This window comes from Paraburkholderia lycopersici (assembly GCF_900096975.1).
Taxonomy (GTDB): Bacteria; Pseudomonadota; Gammaproteobacteria; order Burkholderiales; family Burkholderiaceae; genus Paraburkholderia; species Paraburkholderia lycopersici.
Window position 1 is genome coordinate 343,444 of the sequence record NZ_FMYQ01000001.1, and the last position, 17,140, is coordinate 360,583.

Annotated in this window: 18 protein-coding genes and 1 tRNA gene; 14 read left to right on the top strand and 5 right to left on the bottom strand. The window is 64.6% G+C overall.

Annotation, left to right across the window (positions count from 1 at the left end):
• Nucleotides 1-95 precede the first annotated feature (95 nt).
• The 6 genes from BLU17_RS01420 (at nt 96) to BLU17_RS01445 (ending at nt 5,767) form a co-directional block, all read left to right on the top strand.
• On the top strand, nt 96-1,613 hold the full coding sequence (locus BLU17_RS01420; protein WP_091993433.1) for an RNA polymerase factor sigma-54: 1,518 nt from the start codon (nt 96-98) through the stop codon (nt 1,611-1,613).
• Nucleotides 1,614-1,785: 172 nt separating this feature from the next.
• Nucleotides 1,786-2,151, top strand: a complete 366-nt coding sequence (gene hpf / locus BLU17_RS01425; protein ID WP_091993436.1) for a ribosome hibernation-promoting factor, HPF/YfiA family — start codon at nt 1,786-1,788, stop codon at nt 2,149-2,151.
• 335 nt (nt 2,152-2,486) lie between these two features.
• Complete coding sequence (ptsN, locus tag BLU17_RS01430) at nt 2,487-2,942, top strand: PTS IIA-like nitrogen regulatory protein PtsN (protein WP_028201860.1); 456 nt, start codon at nt 2,487-2,489, stop codon at nt 2,940-2,942.
• 160 nt (nt 2,943-3,102) lie between these two features.
• Nucleotides 3,103-4,071, top strand: a complete 969-nt coding sequence (gene hprK, locus BLU17_RS01435) for an HPr(Ser) kinase/phosphatase (protein WP_028201859.1) — start codon at nt 3,103-3,105, stop codon at nt 4,069-4,071.
• A gap of 124 nt (nt 4,072-4,195) precedes the next feature.
• On the top strand, nt 4,196-5,089 hold the full coding sequence (gene rapZ, locus BLU17_RS01440) for an RNase adapter RapZ (protein WP_091993441.1): 894 nt from the start codon (nt 4,196-4,198) through the stop codon (nt 5,087-5,089).
• Nucleotides 5,090-5,131: 42 nt separating this feature from the next.
• Nucleotides 5,132-5,767 (top strand): LON peptidase substrate-binding domain-containing protein, encoded by a 636-nt coding sequence (locus BLU17_RS01445; protein WP_091993444.1) that lies wholly within the window; start codon nt 5,132-5,134, stop codon nt 5,765-5,767.
• Nucleotides 5,768-5,786: 19 nt separating this feature from the next.
• Here BLU17_RS01445 and mutY read toward each other — a convergent pair whose 3' ends face one another.
• Together mutY and mutM are read right to left on the bottom strand one after the other, a co-directional pair.
• Nucleotides 5,787-6,920 (bottom strand): A/G-specific adenine glycosylase, encoded by a 1,134-nt coding sequence (gene mutY, locus BLU17_RS01450; RefSeq protein WP_091993446.1) that lies wholly within the window; start codon nt 6,918-6,920, stop codon nt 5,787-5,789.
• A 15-nt stretch (nt 6,921-6,935) separates the two neighbouring features.
• Complete coding sequence (mutM, locus tag BLU17_RS01455; RefSeq protein WP_091993449.1) at nt 6,936-7,766, bottom strand: bifunctional DNA-formamidopyrimidine glycosylase/DNA-(apurinic or apyrimidinic site) lyase; 831 nt, start codon at nt 7,764-7,766, stop codon at nt 6,936-6,938.
• Nucleotides 7,767-7,888: 122 nt separating this feature from the next.
• Between mutM and BLU17_RS01460 the strand changes: the two genes are divergently transcribed.
• The 8 genes from BLU17_RS01460 to hisC all read left to right on the top strand — a co-directional run bounded on the left by BLU17_RS01460 (nt 7,889) and on the right by hisC (nt 15,237).
• Nucleotides 7,889-9,724, top strand: coding sequence for a tetratricopeptide repeat protein (locus BLU17_RS01460; protein WP_091993452.1), 1,836 nt, complete (start codon nt 7,889-7,891; stop codon nt 9,722-9,724).
• Nucleotides 9,724-10,386, top strand: a complete 663-nt coding sequence (gene lolB, locus BLU17_RS01465) for a lipoprotein insertase outer membrane protein LolB (RefSeq protein WP_091993454.1) — start codon at nt 9,724-9,726, stop codon at nt 10,384-10,386. The genes BLU17_RS01460 and lolB overlap by 1 nt, the downstream gene beginning before the upstream one ends.
• An 87-nt stretch (nt 10,387-10,473) precedes the next feature.
• Nucleotides 10,474-11,382 carry a 4-(cytidine 5'-diphospho)-2-C-methyl-D-erythritol kinase gene (ispE, locus tag BLU17_RS01470; protein ID WP_091993456.1) on the top strand — a complete coding sequence of 303 codons (909 nt, stop codon included), beginning with the start codon at nt 10,474-10,476 and terminating at the stop codon, nt 11,380-11,382.
• Nucleotides 11,383-11,434: 52 nt separating this feature from the next.
• Nucleotides 11,435-11,511: transfer RNA gene (locus BLU17_RS01475), tRNA-Gln, on the top strand.
• A 79-nt stretch (nt 11,512-11,590) separates the two neighbouring features.
• Nucleotides 11,591-12,547, top strand: coding sequence for a ribose-phosphate pyrophosphokinase (locus BLU17_RS01480; RefSeq protein ID WP_091994169.1), 957 nt, complete (start codon nt 11,591-11,593; stop codon nt 12,545-12,547).
• Between the two features lie 169 nt (nt 12,548-12,716).
• The gene (locus tag BLU17_RS01485) at nt 12,717-13,325 is read left to right on the top strand and encodes a 50S ribosomal protein L25/general stress protein Ctc (RefSeq protein ID WP_091993459.1); all 609 of its coding nucleotides are present in this window, start codon (nt 12,717-12,719) and stop codon (nt 13,323-13,325) included.
• 172 nt (nt 13,326-13,497) lie between these two features.
• Nucleotides 13,498-14,100 (top strand): aminoacyl-tRNA hydrolase, encoded by a 603-nt coding sequence (gene pth / locus BLU17_RS01490; protein WP_091993461.1) that lies wholly within the window; start codon nt 13,498-13,500, stop codon nt 14,098-14,100.
• 57 nt (nt 14,101-14,157) lie between these two features.
• Nucleotides 14,158-15,237: a histidinol-phosphate transaminase gene (gene hisC, locus BLU17_RS01495; RefSeq protein WP_091993463.1), complete on the top strand. Its 1,080-nt coding sequence runs from the start codon at nt 14,158-14,160 to the stop codon at nt 15,235-15,237.
• Between the two features lie 75 nt (nt 15,238-15,312).
• On the opposite strand, the gene BLU17_RS01500 is transcribed toward hisC, so the two are convergent.
• The 3 genes from BLU17_RS01500 to rsmD all read right to left on the bottom strand — a co-directional run bounded on the left by BLU17_RS01500 (nt 15,313) and on the right by rsmD (nt 16,912).
• Complete coding sequence (locus BLU17_RS01500; protein WP_091993466.1) at nt 15,313-15,573, bottom strand: YfhL family 4Fe-4S dicluster ferredoxin; 261 nt, start codon at nt 15,571-15,573, stop codon at nt 15,313-15,315.
• Between the two features lie 80 nt (nt 15,574-15,653).
• Entirely contained in the window at nt 15,654-16,157 is a 504-nt protein-coding gene (coaD, locus tag BLU17_RS01505) for a pantetheine-phosphate adenylyltransferase (RefSeq protein WP_091993469.1), read from the bottom strand.
• A gap of 107 nt (nt 16,158-16,264) precedes the next feature.
• Nucleotides 16,265-16,912, bottom strand: a complete 648-nt coding sequence (rsmD, locus tag BLU17_RS01510; RefSeq protein WP_091993472.1) for a 16S rRNA (guanine(966)-N(2))-methyltransferase RsmD — start codon at nt 16,910-16,912, stop codon at nt 16,265-16,267.
• Nucleotides 16,913-17,140 lie beyond the last annotated feature (228 nt).

Sequence of the window (17,140 nt, forward strand, 5' to 3'; positions counted from 1 at the left end):
TCCGGGCATGCGGCGGCGCGGCATCCGCGCGTTTTTGCGAATGTCCCGTGGTTTCGCCCGCGTGGCAAACTCTTTACAATGATTCGCACATCGCCATGAAAGCCAGTCTCCAACTCCGCCTCTCGCAGCATCTTGCGCTGACTCCACAACTGCAACAGTCCATCCGGCTGCTGCAGCTGTCGACGCTCGAACTGCAGCAGGAGGTCGCCACGGCGATCGCGCAGAACCCGCTGCTCGAGAACGAGGACGACTGGATCGCGAGCCCGCTGCGCGTGGCCGCCGACGGCTCGCTCATCGCACAGCCGCCCGCGTCTTCCGGCGCCGAGCCGATGCAGGGCGCGAACACGTCTGCCTCGCAATCCAACGGCAGCGGCGAGAGCAACGAGAGCGAGCCGCAAGGCGTGGACGAATACGACGGACTTGGCGGCGACGCGAACGGCGACACGAGCCAATGGAATCTGGACGACTACGGCCGCTCGGGCAACGCCTCCGACGACGACGATTTGCCCCCGCTGCAGATCCACGAATCGACCACTACGCTGCGCGACCACCTGATGGCGCAACTGCGTGAAACGAACGCGAGCCCGCGCGACCGCGCGCTCATCACGTTCCTCATCGAATCGCTCGACGAAGACGGCTATCTGAGCGCGACCTGCGAGGAAATTCTCGCGGACATCCCCGAAGAGCTCGGTGTCGACAGCGACGAACTGAACGCGGCGCTCGCTTTGCTGCACAGCTTCGACCCCGCGGGGGTCGGCGCGCGCTCGGCATCCGAATGCCTCAAGCTGCAATTGCTGCGCGTCAATTCGTCGCCCACTCGCACGCTCGCGCTCGAGATCGTGTCGAATCACCTCGAACTGCTCGCCGCGCGCGACTTCACACGGTTGCGCAAGCAACTGAAGACCGGCGACGACGAACTGCGCGATGCGCATGCGTTGATCCGCTCGCTGGAGCCGTTTCCGGGCGCATCGTATGGCAAGGCCGAAGCCGATTACGTGGTGCCGGACATCATCGTGAAAAAGATCGGCCAGAACTGGCATGCGGAGCTCAACCCGGAAGTGGTGCCCAAGCTGCGCATCAACCATCTGTACGCGAATATTCTGCGCAACAACCGCGGCGATCCGGGCAGCGGGTCGCTGCGCCAGCAGCTTCAGGAAGCGCGCTGGCTCATCAAGAATATCCAGCAGCGTTTCGAGACGATCCTGCGTGTCGCACAGGCTATCGTCGAGCGTCAGAAGAACTTTTTCGTGCACGGCGAAATCGCCATGCGCCCCTTGGTTTTGAGGGAAATTGCTGATACGCTGGGCCTACACGAATCAACTGTCTCGCGTGTGACAACCGGTAAATACATGCTGACTCCATTCGGGACACTTGAATTTAAGTACTTCTTCGGATCGCATGTATCGACGGACACCGGTGGCGCTGCATCGTCTACCGCAATCCGCGCCCTCATCAAGCAACTGATAGGAGCCGAGAACGCCAAATCCCCTCTTTCGGACAGCCGCATAGCCGAACTGCTGGCGGAACAAGGCTTCGTGGTCGCGCGGCGCACCGTCGCGAAGTATCGCGAGGCACTGAAGATTCCAGCGGTCAATCTGCGCAAGTCTCTTTAGCCTGTTCCGGCCTTTGCGGAGCAGGCACTTTCCGGCCGCCGCGCCCGTTGGCGGACATGGCCGGCCGAGCTAGCCCGTCGTCGCAGGCCTTTCGGGGAGCCGCGCACAGGCAGACAGTCGACCGGCATTGCCGCCCTCACGCGTCACGCGGCCATTAGCCTGGAGAAGCACGATGAATCTGAAGATCAGTGGACACCATCTCGAAGTAACGCCAGCGTTGCGAGAATACGTGATCACCAAACTGGACAGGGTGCTAAGGCATTTCGATCAGGTAATCGATGGCAATGTGGTCCTCTCGGTCGACAACCATAAGGAAAAGGATAAGAGACAGAAGGTCGAAGTGAACCTTCATCTGAAAGGCAAGGATATTTTTGTGGAGAGCTGCAATGGCGACATGTACGCCGCCATCGATCTCGTGGTCGACAAGCTGGACCGCCAGGTCGTGCGTCACAAGGACCGCGTGCAGGGGCATCAGCATGAGGCGATCAAGCATCAGCCCGCGCCCGTGAACGAAACCCCACCGCAGGGATCCGCCTGACAATGCGCACCATGCGCCGGGGCTGGAGTCGACAGGCTCATCCTCCGCCCCCCGAAACGAAGCCGCCCCGACGGGCGGCTTTTTCGTGAGCGCGTGCAACGCCGGTGTTCGTCAACGCGGGTTACCCATGGGTGCAACCGGACACCAAGGGTTGCGCTTATGCGCGGCGCATCGCACCATCGGTGTGGACGCTTGTTCTATAATGGTCCAGTCGTATACGGGGTGTGACGCCCCACGGTCCCGGCACCGGGCTTCGTCGCCAGATCCAAAGCTTCCCGCCAAGGCGGACAGCTGTCGGGGTGAGGAGCATTCAGGCCACGTTTTCGCCTGCCAACATGAATCGTTTAGCCAAAATACTTCCCATCGAGAACGTCGTCGTCGGTCTGTCCGTTACCAGCAAGAAACGCGTCTTCGAACAGGCGGGCCTGATCTTCGAAAACCAGAACGGCATCGCCCGCAGCACGGTTACCGACAATCTTTTCGCTCGCGAGCGCCTCGGCTCCACGGGGCTTGGAGAAGGCGTAGCGATTCCGCACGGCCGCATCAAGGGCCTGAAGCAGCCGCAGGCAGCTTTCGTGCGCCTCGCCGAGCCGATCGCCTTCGAAGCGCCAGATGGTCAGCCCGTCTCGCTCCTCATCTTCCTGCTCGTGCCGGAACAGGCCACGCAGCAGCATCTTGAAATTTTGTCCGAGATCGCACAACTGTTGTCAGATCGCGAAACACGTGAGCGGCTTCATACGGAAGAAGACCGCGAAACGTTGCATCGCCTGCTCACACAGTGGCAACCTTGATGTGACTGGCGGCATGTCGTTGCTCGTTGCGGGTGGGCCGCCGCGTTTCGCGCGGCGCAGGCACGCGCCAGCCGGCATCCGTCAGGCAAGGTTCGCGCGGGTCACGCAGGCCATCATTTAGCCAGCAGTTAAGCGAGCCATCTCGCGGAGTCACCGACTCATGGACACTTCCAGCATCAACGCCCAAAGCATCTTCGACGACAACGCCACCACGCTGAAGCTCAGCTGGCTGACGGGGCACGAAGGCTGGGAGCGCGGCTTTTCGACGGAAACGGTCGCCACGGCCACGGCGAGCGCCGACCTCGTGGGCCACCTGAACCTCATCCACCCGAACCGCATCCAGGTGCTCGGCGACGCCGAGATCCACTACTACCAGCGCCAGACCGACGAAGACCGCTCGCGCCACATGGCCGAGCTGATCGCGCTGGAGCCGCCGTTCCTCGTCGTCGCCGACGGCATGACCGCGCCGCCCGAGCTGGTCCTGCGCTGTACGCGCTCGTCCACGCCGCTCTTCACCACGCCAATGTCGGCGGCCACCGTCATCGACAGCCTGCGCCTCTACATGTCGCGTATCCTGGCGCCGCGCGCGACGCTGCACGGCGTGTTCCTCGACATCCTCGGCATGGGCGTGCTGCTCACGGGCGACTCCGGCCTCGGCAAGAGCGAACTGGGCCTCGAACTCATCAGCCGCGGCCACGGCCTCGTGGCCGACGACGCCGTGGACTTCGTGCGCCTCGGCCCCGATTTCGTCGAAGGCCGCTGCCCGCCGCTTCTGCAGAACCTGCTCGAAGTGCGCGGCCTCGGCCTGCTCGACATCAAGACGATCTTCGGCGAAACGGCCGTGCGCCGGAAGATGAAGCTCAAGCTCATCGTCCAGCTCGTGCGCCGCCCCGACGGCGAATTCCAGCGCCTGCCGCTGGAAAGCCAGACCGTCGACGTACTCGGCCTGCCGATCAGCAAGGTCACGATCCAGGTGGCCGCGGGCCGCAACCTCGCCGTGCTGGTCGAAGCCGCCGTGCGCAACACGATTCTGCAATTGCGCGGCATCGACACGCTGCGCGACTTCATGGACCGCCAGCGCCTCGCCATGCAGGACCCCGACAGCCAGTTCCCCGGCAAGCTGATCTGACGCCCGGCGAGGCGCGCCGGTCACGCCGCGCGCGCCTTCCACGCCAGTTCCCGCGGCCCGGAGAGCCCGTACGGGTGCGCGGATCGGATGCTATGATGACCCAATCGGGCCAATCGACTTTCCCATGCGTATCATCCTGATCACCGGCATTTCGGGTTCCGGCAAGTCAGTAGCGCTCAACGCGCTCGAAGACGTCGGCTATTTTTGCGTCGACAATCTGCCGCCGCGCTTTCTGCCGCAGCTCGCGCAATATCTCAGCGACGACGGCTACGAGCGCCTCGCGGTGGCGATCGACGCGCGCTCGAGCGCCTCGTTCGACGACATGCCGGAGATGATCCGCGACCTCGCGCATCGCCACGACGTGCGCGTGCTGTTCCTCAACGCGAGCACGCAGTCGCTCATTCAACGCTTTTCGGAAACGCGGCGCCGCCATCCGCTCTCGGGCTCCGCCGCGCACGACGCAAACGTCGGCATGCTCAAGTCGCTGGAAGAGGCGATCGAGCACGAGCGCGAACTCGTCTCGAACCTCGCCGAATTCGGCCATCAGGTCGACACGAGCAATCTGAGTTCGAACGCGCTTCGCCAGTGGGTGAAGGTGTTCGTCGAGGGCGAACGCGGCTCGCTCATGCTCACGTTCGAATCGTTCGGCTTCAAGCGCGGCGTGCCGCTCGACGCCGACCTCGTGTTCGACGTGCGCACGCTGCCCAATCCGCATTATGACGCCCGCCTGCGGCCGCTCACCGGGCTCGATCAGCCCGTGATCGACTTCCTGAATGCGCAGCCGGCCGTCCACGAAATGATCGACGATGTGTACGCGTTCGTCGCCAAATGGCTGCCGCATTTTCGCGCCGACAACCGCAGCTATCTGACCATCGCGATTGGCTGCACCGGCGGCCAGCATCGCTCGGTGTACATCGCCCAGACGCTCGCCACGCGCTTTGCCGGCGAGTCGAACGTTATCGTGCGTCACCGCGATGCGCCTCTCGATGTCGGAGAATCGTCGCGGCTGGTCGCCTAACCGGCCGCGCATCGCGCGGCCCTTAACCGAAAGCGTTGCGCCATGTCCTCGTCTCCTGCCGTGCTTGCCGATTTGCCGCTGTTCCCGCTGCATACGGTGCTCTTCCCCGGCGGCCTGCTGCCGCTCAAGATATTCGAAGCGAGATACCTGGACATGGCGAGCGAATGCCTGCGCGAGCACACGCCTTTCGGCGTGTGCCTGCTCAAGAGCGGCGCGGAAGTCGCGCAACCCGACGAGCCCGCGGTGCCCGAGTCCGTCGGCTGCCTCGCCGTCATCGAGCAATGCGACGTCGAAACCGTCGGCATGCTGCACATCCGGGCACACGGCACGCAGCGCTTTCATCTGCTCTCGCATCGCGTGCAAGCCGACGGCCTGCTGGTGGGCGTGGCCGAACTGATCCCCGAAGACATTCCGCTCGAAGGCAGCAAGCATCTCGCGAAGTTCGGCGCGTGCGCCGAAGTGCTCGAACGGATCATCGCGACGATTCGCGAACGCGACCCGTCGAGCCTGCCGTTCGCGGAGCCGTTCCGCTTCGACGATCCCTCGTGGGTCTCGAACCGTCTCGCCGAAGTGCTGCCTGTCGCGCTACGCGCGCGCCAGAAGCTCATGGAGCTGAACGACGCAGGTGCGCGCATCGACGTCGTGCATCACTACATGCAGCAGCATCAGCTGCTTTGACGATCGCGCGCACGCGGGGCTAGATCAGCGGCCCGCGCAATCCGTCGAGCAGCTTGCGCACCGGCGCCGGCACGCCATACGCGTCGATCTCGCGCAGCGGCACCCACGCGGTTTGTCCGTCGCTTGCTTCGAGCGGCGCGGCGGCACGCGGCATCTCGACGACGCGCGGTTCGATGTCGAGCTTGAAATGCGTGAACGTATGCGTGAGCGACGCGAGCGCGGAACGCGCCGCCGTGCGCTCGCGGCTCGCCCCGAATGCCTGCGCGCGCCCGGCGAGCGCCGCTTCGTCGGCGGCTTCGGGCAAGCTCCACAGGCCGCCCCAGATGCCCGAAGGCGGACGCTTCTCGAGCATGACTGCGTCGCCGTCGAGCAGCACGAGCATCCAGGTGCGCCGCGTGGGCACCGTCTTCTTCGGCCGCGCGGCGGGCAGTTGGCGCTGGCGCCCCGTGGTCCTGGCCACGCAGTCGGCCGCGAACGGACAGCGCTCGCAGTCGGGCTTGCCGCGCCCGCACAGCGTCGCGCCGAGATCCATCAAGCCCTGCGTGTAGGCGCTCACGTCGGCGTCGCTTGCCGATGAGGCCGGCACGAGCGACCCGGCAAGCGTCCACATGACGTTTTCCACGCGCTTTTCGCCCGGAAAGCCTTCCACGCCGAACACGCGCGCGAGCACGCGCTTCACGTTGCCGTCGAGAATCGTCGCGCGCGCACCGAATGCGAACGATGCGATCGCCGCCGCCGTCGAGCGTCCGATGCCGGGCAGTTCAGCCAGCGCCTCGACCGTCGACGGAAACTTGCCGCCGTGGGCTTCGGCGACGACCTGCGCGCAGCGATGCAGGTTGCGCGCGCGCGAGTAGTAGCCGAGGCCGGCCCACAGCGCCATCACGTCGTCGTCGGGCGCGGCGGCGAGGGCCTCGACCGTGGGAAAGCGCTCGAGAAAGCGCGCGTAGTACGGAATCACGGTCGAGACCTGGGTCTGCTGCAGCATGATTTCCGAGAGCCAGATGCGGTACGGGTCGCGCGTGTTCTGCCACGGCAGGTCATGCCGGCCATGCTCGCGCTGCCACGCGATCAGGCGCGGCGCGAAGTTCGTGAGCAGCTCGGCGGGATACGCGTCGACGGGAAGCGGCGCGGAAGTGGAAGACGTTCGGTACATGTCGAAGCTTGCTGGTCAGCGCTGGCAGCGCGGACAGAAATAAGTGGAGCGCTGGCCCTGCACGATCTGTTTGATCGGCGTGCCGCACACGCGGCACGGTTGGCCCGCGCGGTCATAAACGAAATATTCGAGCTGAAAGTAGCCGCTTTCGCCGTTGCTGCCGACGAAATCGCGCAACGTACTGCCGCCCTTCTCGATGGCCGAGGCGAGCACGGCGCGCACGGCGTCCGCGAGGAGTTCGTATCGCGCGAGCGAAATGCGCCCCGCGGGGGTCGTCGGCCGGATGCCCGCGCGAAAAAGACTTTCCGACGCGTAGATATTGCCAACGCCCACCACGATGTCGCCCGCGAGCAGCGCCTGCTTGACGGCGACCTTGCGGCCGCGCGTTTCGCGAAAGAGCAGCGCGCCGTCGAACGCCGGCGCGAACGGTTCGATGCCGAGCCCCGCCAGCAGCGGGTGGCCGAGCACGTCGCCGGCCTCGCGCGGATGCCAGAGCACGGCGCCGAAACGGCGCGGGTCGCGAAAGCGCAGCGTAAAGTCGTCGAAGAACCAGTCGACATGATCGTGCTTTTCCGCCGCGGGCGGCTTCGGCAGATTGCGCAGCACGCGCAGCGTGCCCGTCATGCCCAGATGCACGATGAACCAGCCTTCGTCGACTTCGAACAGCAGATATTTGCCGCGGCGCCCGACGGAACGAACCGTGCGGCCGCGCAGCGTGCGCGCGAGCGTGGCGGGCACGGGCCAGCGCAATGCGGGGTTGCGCACCTCCACACGCTCGACGCGGCGGCCCGCGACCCACGGTTCGATCCCCCTTCGGGTAACCTCAACTTCTGGCAACTCTGGCATGTCTCGCGGCCTGATCGGAATGCTGATTCGGGTTGGTCTGCAACTTGCATAAACGTGTGTGCGCGTTGTGCGCGTATTGTAGCCAGCGCGTTACAATCGACCGAAACATTCGACGGAATTCCATGGAACTGTCTTTCGTTAAGCTGTACGCGAAGCGTCCCGCGACGCCCCGTGCGCCTGCCGCTTTCGCGCGCCGCATCGTTGGCGCCGCCGTTTTCGCGGCCTGGGCGTTGACCACGTCGAGCGTGTATGCGCAGGATCCGTCCCCCGACACGGACGACACGTCCGTCACCATGCCGGACGCTTTCGGCCCGGCCTCTCCCGACGAAAAGAAGGACCTGCCGGGCGTCCCGCTGTCGAGCCAGATCGTCTTCCAGGTGCTCGCTGCCGAAATCGCGCTGCAGCGCGACCAGCCTGCGCCCGCCTTTCAAACGTATCTCGCGCTGACGCGCGACACGCACGACCCGCGCATGGCGCAGCGCGCGACCGAAATCGCGCTCGCGGCGCAAAGCCCGACCGACGCGCTGACGGCCGTGCAGCTCTGGCAGCAGTACGCGCCCGACTCGGAGCGCGCGGCGCAGCTCGACGCGTCGCTGCTCGTGCTCGCCGGCAAGCCCGACGACGCCCAGCCGCTGCTCGCGCGCGAACTGGCGCGCGTGCCGGCCGACAGCCGGGGCCAGGCGCTCCTCTCGCTGCAGTTGCTGCTTTCGCGCGGCCCCAACCGCGTGGGCGGGCTGAACGTGCTCAAGGCGCTGCTCAAGGACGACATGAACCGTCCCGAGGCGCAGCTCGCAATTGGCCGGCAGCAACTGCTCGCCGACGATGTGCCCGGCGCGCGCAAGTCGTTCGAACAGGCGCTCGCGATCAAGGCCGACTATCTGCCCGCCGCGCTCATGCTGGCGCAGATGGGACCGGAAGAGCGCGCCGAAGGCATCGCGTCGATCGAGAAGTACGTGCAGCAAAATCCGAAGTCGCGCGAAGGCCGTCTTGCGCTCGCGCAGACCTATCTCGCCGCCGACCGGCTCGACGACGCGCAAAAGCAGTTCGAGATCCTGCACAAGGACAACGCGAACGACCTGATGCCGCTCATGGCGCTCGCGCTCATCAGCGTGCAGCAGAAAAAGTTCGACGCGGCGCAGAAGTATCTGACGCAATACGCGCAGATCGCCGAAAAGAATCCGGCCGCCGATCCCGGCCAGGCCTACATCTACCTGGCGCAGCTGGCGGTCGAGCAGAAGGACGACGCCGGCGCGCAGAAGTGGCTCGACAAGATCCAGCCGAACAGCCAGCAGTACGTGCCGGCGCAGATCACGCGCGCCCAGATCCTCGACAAGGAAGGCAAGACCGACGACGCGCGCCGCCAGCTCGCGAGCATCCAGGCCGACGACCCGCGCGACCAGGCGCTGATCGCGCGCACCGACGCCGCTATCCTGTTCGACGCGAAGCGCTACCCGGAGGCCGAGGCACGGCTTGCGAAGGCGACGACCGACTTCCCGGACGACCCCGATCTCACCTATGACTACGCGATGGCCGCCGAAAAGACCGGCCATTACGACGTCATGGAAGCGCAACTGCGCAAGCTGATCAAGACGCAGCCCGACAATCCGCAGGCCTACAATGCGCTCGGCTACTCGCTTGCCGACCGCAACCAGCGCCTGCAGGAAGCCGACAAGCTCGTCGAAAAAGCCTCGGCGCTCGCACCGGACGACGCGTTCATCATGGACAGCGTGGGCTGGGTGAAATACCGCTTGGGCGACAACGCCGACGCGATCAAGCTGCTACGCAGGGCCTACAGCATGCAGCCGAACGCGGAAATCGGCGCGCACCTGGGCGAAGTGCTCTGGAAGAACGGCGACCAGGACGGCGCACGCGCTGCCTGGCGCGAAGCGCGCAAGCTCGAACCCGACAACGACACGCTCCTGAAGACGCTCAAGCGCCTCCAGGTCAACGATCTCTGATGGCAGATTTTTTCACTGTAGCTTCCCCCAAGGCTCTTCCCGTCACGCGCGCCGCCGGATTTGCACGGCGTGCGGCGCTCGGTGCGGCGGCCGCCGCGCTCGTCGTGCTCACTGGCTGCGCGACCCAGCAGCCGCCGCGCCAGCCGTCCACCTCGAACGCCACGACGTCGCTCAGCGCGCAGACGAACCGCGCATATCATGGCCGCTTCGCCGTGCAGTACGTCGATCAGACCGGCCAGCAGCGCAACGCATACGGCAACTTCGACTGGCACGAAACCGACTCGACGGTGACGCTGCAACTGCTCAATCCCCTCGGGCAAACGCTCGCGCTCGTGACCTCGTCGCCTGCGCAGGCCACGCTCGAACTGCCCAACCGCCAGCCGCTCACGGCCGACAACGTCAGCACGCTCATGCAGCAGGCGCTCGGCTTCGCGCTGCCCGTGGAAGGACTGCGCTACTGGCTGCAGCCTTCGGTTGCGCCCACGTCGCATGCGCGCACCACGGCCGATCCGCAGAATCCGCAGCGGCTTTCGCAGATCGAACAGGACGGTTGGACCGTCGACTACGCCGCTTATGCGGACGCGCCCGCCACGGGCGTGAAGCGCATCAATCTCACGCGCGAAGAACCGCCGCTGCAGATCAAGCTCGTGCTCGACCAGTAAGCGGACCGGCTTCGGTCCGTCACCCGACCATTACCAGCATGACCGGCGGGCACGCGCCACCCGGATCAAGGCATCATTCCAGGCATCATGATCGAAACCCAGGACTCGCTGCGCGACTGCCTCGCGCCCGCGAAACTCAATCTCTTCCTGCACATCACGGGACGCCGCCCCAATGGCTACCACGATCTGCAGACCGTGTTCCAGTTGCTCGACTGGGGCGATACGCTGCATTTCACGCGTCGTCGCGACGGGCGCATCACGCGCACCGTCGAAGTCGAAGGCGTTCCCGCCGAACACGACCTCACGGTCCGCGCCGCGACGCTGCTCAAAGCGCACACGGGCACGAACGAGGGCGTCGAGATCGACATCGAAAAGCGTCTGCCGATGGGCGCAGGCCTCGGCGGCGGCAGCTCGGACGCGGCCACGACGCTGCTCGCGCTCAACCGCCTCTGGAAACTCAATTTGCCGCGCGAGGAATTGCAGGCGCTCGCACTCAAGCTGGGCGCGGATGTGCCCTTTTTCGTGTTCGGGAAAAATGCGTTCGCGGAGGGTGTCGGAGAAGCATTGGAGGCGGTACAATTGCCCCCGCGTCATTTTTTGGTAGTGACGCCGCGGGTTCATGTTCCTACCGCCGAGATTTTTTCGGAAAAATCGTTGACAAGGGACACAAAGCCTTGCACAATAGCAGTCTTTCTTGCACAGCACCTTGCAGGTAACGCTGATAATAATCAGCAGGGATGGCCAGACAGTTTCGGCCGGAACGACATGCAAGCAGTTGTCGCGGGAAAATACGCGGAAGTAGCGCAGGTGCTTGAATGGTTTGACAGCATCGCACCAGCGCGGATGACCGGATCGGGTGCCAGCGTTTTTGCAGCATTCGCCAGCCGGCCCGAGGCAGAAGCGGCGAAAGTCCGGCTCCTCGCGGAACATCCGGACTGGAGAAGCGCTGTAGCCTCGAGTCTGGATACGCATCCACTCTTCGCTTTCGCGGCATAGTTTTGTCTGATTGATCGGTCCTACCCGGTCAATCAGGCTCAAAGTTGAGTGTAGGGGAGTCGCCAAGTTGGTTAAGGCACCGGATTTTGATTCCGGCATGCGAGGGTTCGAGTCCTTCCTCCCCTGCCAATAATTTCAGGCAGTTCGCCCTAGCAGGCAATTCGCCTTAGTAGTTCCTCTCGTCCCCCAAGTCCGCAGCAGGTGCATGATGAGCAGCCATGACGGCCTGATGGTTTTTACTGGCAACGCAAATCCCGCGCTTGCACAGGAAGTCGTCAAGATCCTCGGTATTCCCCTCGGCAAGGCTATGGTTAGCCGCTTCTCCGACGGTGAAATCCAGGTCGAAATCCAGGAAAACGTGCGCGGCAAGGACGTCTTCGTCCTGCAGTCGACCTGCGCGCCGACCAACGACAACCTGATGGAACTGATGATCATGGTCGATGCGCTCAAGCGCGCATCCGCCGGCCGGATCACCGCCGCCATCCCCTACTTCGGCTATGCCCGTCAAGACCGCCGCCCCCGTTCGGCGCGCGTCGCCATTTCGGCGAAGGTCGTGGCGAACATGCTGGAAATCGCCGGTGTCGAGCGGATCATCACGATGGATCTGCACGCCGACCAGATTCAGGGCTTCTTCGATATTCCCGTCGACAACATCTACGCAACGCCCGTGCTGCTCGGCGATCTGCGCAAGCAGAACTACGAGAACCTGCTGGTCGTTTCGCCGGACGTCGGCGGCGTGGTGCGCGCCCGTGCGCTCGCCAAGCAGCTCAACTGCGATCTCGCGATCATCGACAAGCGTCGTCCGAAGGCGAACGTCGCCGAAGTGATGAACATCATCGGTGAAGTCGAAGGCCGCAACTGCGTGATCATGGACGACATGGTCGACACGGCCGGCACGCTCTGCAAGGCAGCGCAGGTGCTGAAGGAACGCGGCGCGAAGCGGGTGTTCGCTTACGCCACGCACCCGGTTCTCTCGGGTGGCGCAGGCGAGCGCATCGCCGCTTCGGCGCTCGACGAACTGGTCGTCACCGACACGATTCCGCTGGGCGCCGAAGCGCGTTCGTGCCCGAAGATCCGTTCGCTCACGAGCGCCGGACTTCTCGCCGAAACGTTCTCGCGTATCCGCCGCGGTGACTCGGTGATGTCGCTTTTCGCAGATAGCTGACAAGAATTGACGCGCAAGGCGCGGCGTTCGCAAGGATGCCGCGCTTTTGCACGTAATCGGCGCGAACGGACGAAGGTTCGCGCTGCATTGCCGGGGGCCTCGAAGGCAGCAGTTCGCCAAACGGGCCCCGTTTTACTGCCTGGTCGCGGGCAGTGCATTGGAGAATCAAATGAAAGTCATCGCTTTCGAGCGTAACCTGCAAGGTACGGGTGCGAGCCGCCGCCTGCGCAATGCTGGCAAGACCCCTGGCATCGTTTACGGTGTCGGCGCCGAGCCGCAACTGATCGAAGTCGATCACAACGCGCTGTGGCACGCCCTGAAGAAGGAAGCCTTCCACTCGTCGATCCTCGACCTCGAAGTGGCCGGCAAGTCGCAACAAGTCCTGCTGCGCGACGTGCAATACCACCCGTTCCGTCAGCTCGTGCTGCACGTGGACTTCCAGCGCGTGGATCCGAACAAGAAGATCCACACGAAGGTGCCCCTGCACTTCATGAACCAGGAAACCAACCCGGCCGTGAAGCTGGGTGGCGCAATCATCTCGCACGTCCTCGCCGAAATCGAAGTGGTGTGCCTGCCTGGCGCGCTGCCGGAATTCCTCGAAGTCGACCTCGCCAAGATCGAAGCCGGCCAGTCGCTGCACGCCAAGGACATCACGCTGCCGAACGGCGTGACGCTGGTCCCGCACGTGGAAGCGGAAAACCCGGTCGTCGCGTCGGCACCTGTGCCGGCTGGCGCCCAGGCGGCTGCTGAAGGCGAAGAAGCGCCGGCTGCGGAGTAAGCGCAGCGGCGAAGAGCCGATCCTCTCGATCCGTTTCCCTGAAACGGACGACGTGACCCGCCGCGGTTCGCCCCGGCGGGTTTTTTTTCGCACTTTTTCGTACACTTGCGGATCACGCTCCGGCCGCTCGGCCGCCGGGCGATTCCATGATTTCCGCACGCGGAACACCACCATGATCAGGTTGATCGTCGGGCTCGGCAATCCGGGCGCCGAATACACGGCGACGCGCCACAACGCGGGCTTCTGGCTCGTGGACCAGCTCGCGCGCGAAGCCGGCACGACGCTTCGCGACGAGCGGCGCTTTCACGGCCACTATGCGAAGGCGCGTCTCTACGGCGAGGAAGTCCATCTGCTCGAACCGCAGACCTACATGAACCGCTCCGGCCAGTCGGTCGTCGCGCTCGCGAACTTCTTCAAGATCCTGCCCGACGAGATCCTCGTCGCGCACGACGAACTCGACCTGCCGCCAGGCACCGTCAAGCTCAAGCTCGGCGGCGGCAGTGGCGGCCACAACGGCCTGAAGGACATTTCCGCGCATCTGTCGACGCAGCAATACTGGCGGCTGCGCATCGGCATCGGCCATCCGCGCGACCTGATTCCCGAAGGCGCGCGCGCGGGCGCGAAGCCCGACGTCGCAAACTTCGTGCTCAAGCCGCCGCGCCGCGAAGAGCAGGACGTGATCGACGCGTCGATCGAACGCGCGCTCACCGTCATGCCGACGTTCGTGAAGGGCGAGACCGAACGCGCGATGATGCAGCTGCATCGCAACGGCTGATTACCGCGCGGCAGCGGCCGCAATGCAGGTCATATCGATTGTTTGAAGGAGAGCGTCTTGAGTCGTTTCTGGAGTGACATCGTCCACCGTCTCGTGCCCTACGTGCCCGGAGAGCAGCCCGCGCTCGCGCACCCGGTGAAGCTCAATACCAACGAGAACCCGTATCCCCCCTCGCCGCGCGTGCTCGAAGCGATCCGCGCGGAGCTCGGCGAGCAAGGCGAGTCGCTGCGCCGCTATCCCGACCCGATCGCGAAGCGTCTGCGCGCCGCGGTGGCAGCACATCACGGCATTCGCGCGGACCAGGTGTTCGTCGGCAACGGCTCGGACGAGGTGCTCGCGCACGCGTTCCAGGCGCTCCTCAAGCACGACAAGCCGATCTTCTTTCCCGACATCACCTACAGCTTCTATCCGACCTACGCGCGGCTCTACGAGGTCGAGTACCGCACGGTGCCGCTCGACGAGCAGTTCGCGATTCGCATCGACGATTATCTTCCGCAGGAGGGCAACCCGCATGGCGGCGTGATTTTCCCGAATCCGAATGCGCCCACGGGCCACGCATTGCCGCTCGCAGAGATCGAACGGCTCGTCGCGGCGAACGCGGAGTCGGTGGTGGTGATCGACGAGGCGTACGTGGACTTCGGCGCCGAATCGGCGGTCGCGCTGATCGACCGCTATCCGAACCTGCTCGTCGTGCATACGACCTCGAAGTCGCGTTCGCTCGCGGGCATGCGCGTGGGCTTCGCGTTCGGGCACGCCGATCTGATCGATGCGCTCAACCGCGTGAAGGACAGCTTCAATTCGTACCCGCTCGACCGCCTCGCGCAAGCCGCTGCGACGGCCGCCTACGAAGACGCGGAGTGGCTGAAAACGATGAGCGCCCGTGTGATCGCGAGCCGCGAGCGCCTCACGGCCGCACTCGCCGCGCTGGGCTTCGACGTGGTGCCTTCGGCGGCGAACTTCGTGTTCGCCAGGCATCCCGCACACGGCGCCGCCGAAATTTCCGCCAGATTGCGGGAAAAGGAGATCTTCGTGCGCCATTTCAACGCGCCCCGCGTGAACGAGCATCTGCGCATCTCGATCGGCACCGACGCCGAGTGCGATACGCTCGTCGATGCGCTCAGGAGCATCCTGAGCTAAGGTGCCGACGCACAAAGAAAAAACGCGCCCATATGGCGCGTTTTTTTTGCCGGCTCCGTTCCGGAGACCCGTGAATCAGGCGTCGTGCTTCGCCGCCATCAGCGCATGGTACTTCTGCATCAGCTGCTCATGCGACTCGACGCGCTCCGGATTCTTCGGAATGCACTCCACCGGACACACCTGGATACATTGCGGCTCGTCGAAATGGCCGACGCACTCGGTGCATTTGTCCGGGTCGATCACGTAGATTTCCGGGCCCATCGAAATGGCGTCGTTCGGACACTCGGGCTCGCAGACGTCGCAATTGATGCATTCGTCGGTAATCATCAGGGCCATGCTTTTCTCACTTCCTGCCGGCGCGGGGGCCGGCTTTCACGTTGCTTAGCCCATTAGTTTACGCTGCTTTGCCCGCGCGTTCACGCCTTAGCAATCGGGCTGCCTAACGACGCCACCTTGTCCTGCAAGCGTTTTTCCACGGAAGGGAATACAAACTTGCTGACATCTCCGCCCAACTGGGCGATTTCCCGCACGATCGTGCCCGAGATGAACTGATATTGATCCGACGGCGTCATGAACATCGTTTCGACGTCGGGCAGCAGATAGCGGTTCATGCCTGCCATCTGAAACTCGTACTCGAAATCCGAGACCGCGCGCAGGCCGCGTACGATCACCCGTGCATTGTTGGTGCGCACGAAGTCCTTCAGGAGGCCCTTGAAGCTCATGACCTGGACGTTCGGATAGTGGCCGAGCACCTCGTGGGCGATCTCGAGCCGCTCGTCGAGCGAGAAGAACGGCTTCTTGTTGCGGCTGTCCGCAACGCCGACCACCAGCGTGTCGAAAATGCTCGACGCGCGCCGCACGAGATCTTCGTGACCGCGCGTAAGCGGGTCGAAGGTACCGGGGTACACGGCGACTACCATGAGGCTTCTCCTCTCAACAGAAATGGGGTGCATACGACGCCGCAGCGGCGCATGCACGCGTGCGCGCGTGACGGCCAAGCCGTCCGGCGCTTCTTATCGAACGCGCATTATTCCTCATTTTCGCGCTGCAGCAAATGATAGTGGACCGCACCTGCCTTGCCTTCGCGCACCACGGTCCAGCCGGCCAGCGCGGGCCGCGTGGCAGGGTCGATCTGCACACCCGACTCCACATAGAGCCAGCCATCCGCAGTAACAAGCGGCGCGGCCAGTTCGAGCGAGCGGTCGAGCAGCGCGGCGTCACCGAACGGCGGATCGAGAAAGACGACGTCGAACGAGCCCGGCGCGAGATTCGCGGCAAGACGCAGCGCGTCCGCTTCGGCGATTTCGATCATGCGCGCGCCAAGACGGGCCTGATTGGCCCGGAGTTGCGCGGCGGCCCGCGGGCTGCGCTCCACCATCACGACACGCGCGGCGCCCCGCGAAGCCGCCTCGAAGCCGAGGCCGCCGCTCCCCGCGAAGAGGTCGAGACAGCGCAAACCATCGAGCCGCTGGCCGAGCCAGTTGAAGAGCGTCTCGCGCACGCGGTCGGGGGTCGGGCGCAGCCCGTCCAGATCGAGCACCGGCAGCGGCGTGCGCTTCCAGTCGCCGCCAATGATGCGGATCGTGTGTACGCCGCCGCTCCCGCCTCCACGCGCACGCGGATCCGGTTGATGGGTGCGGGCGCCTTGCCCACGCGAAGAAGAGGAACGGGTCATGCGTCTGGTGGTACGGCTGCGTTTGACGGCAGGCGACGAAGCCGCCTGCGCAAGTTGAGTACGGGCTGTCGGGCGCAACGCGCTTTCGCATTGCACTTCGCATCGCGCCCTCCAATGCGCGCACGTTACCACAGGGGCACGCGCGTGCCGCGTGGGCGCCGCAACGACGCGGCGTAAGCCGCCTGATAAAATGCCATGTTTTCCGCGCGTTACCTTCCTCCAACGACG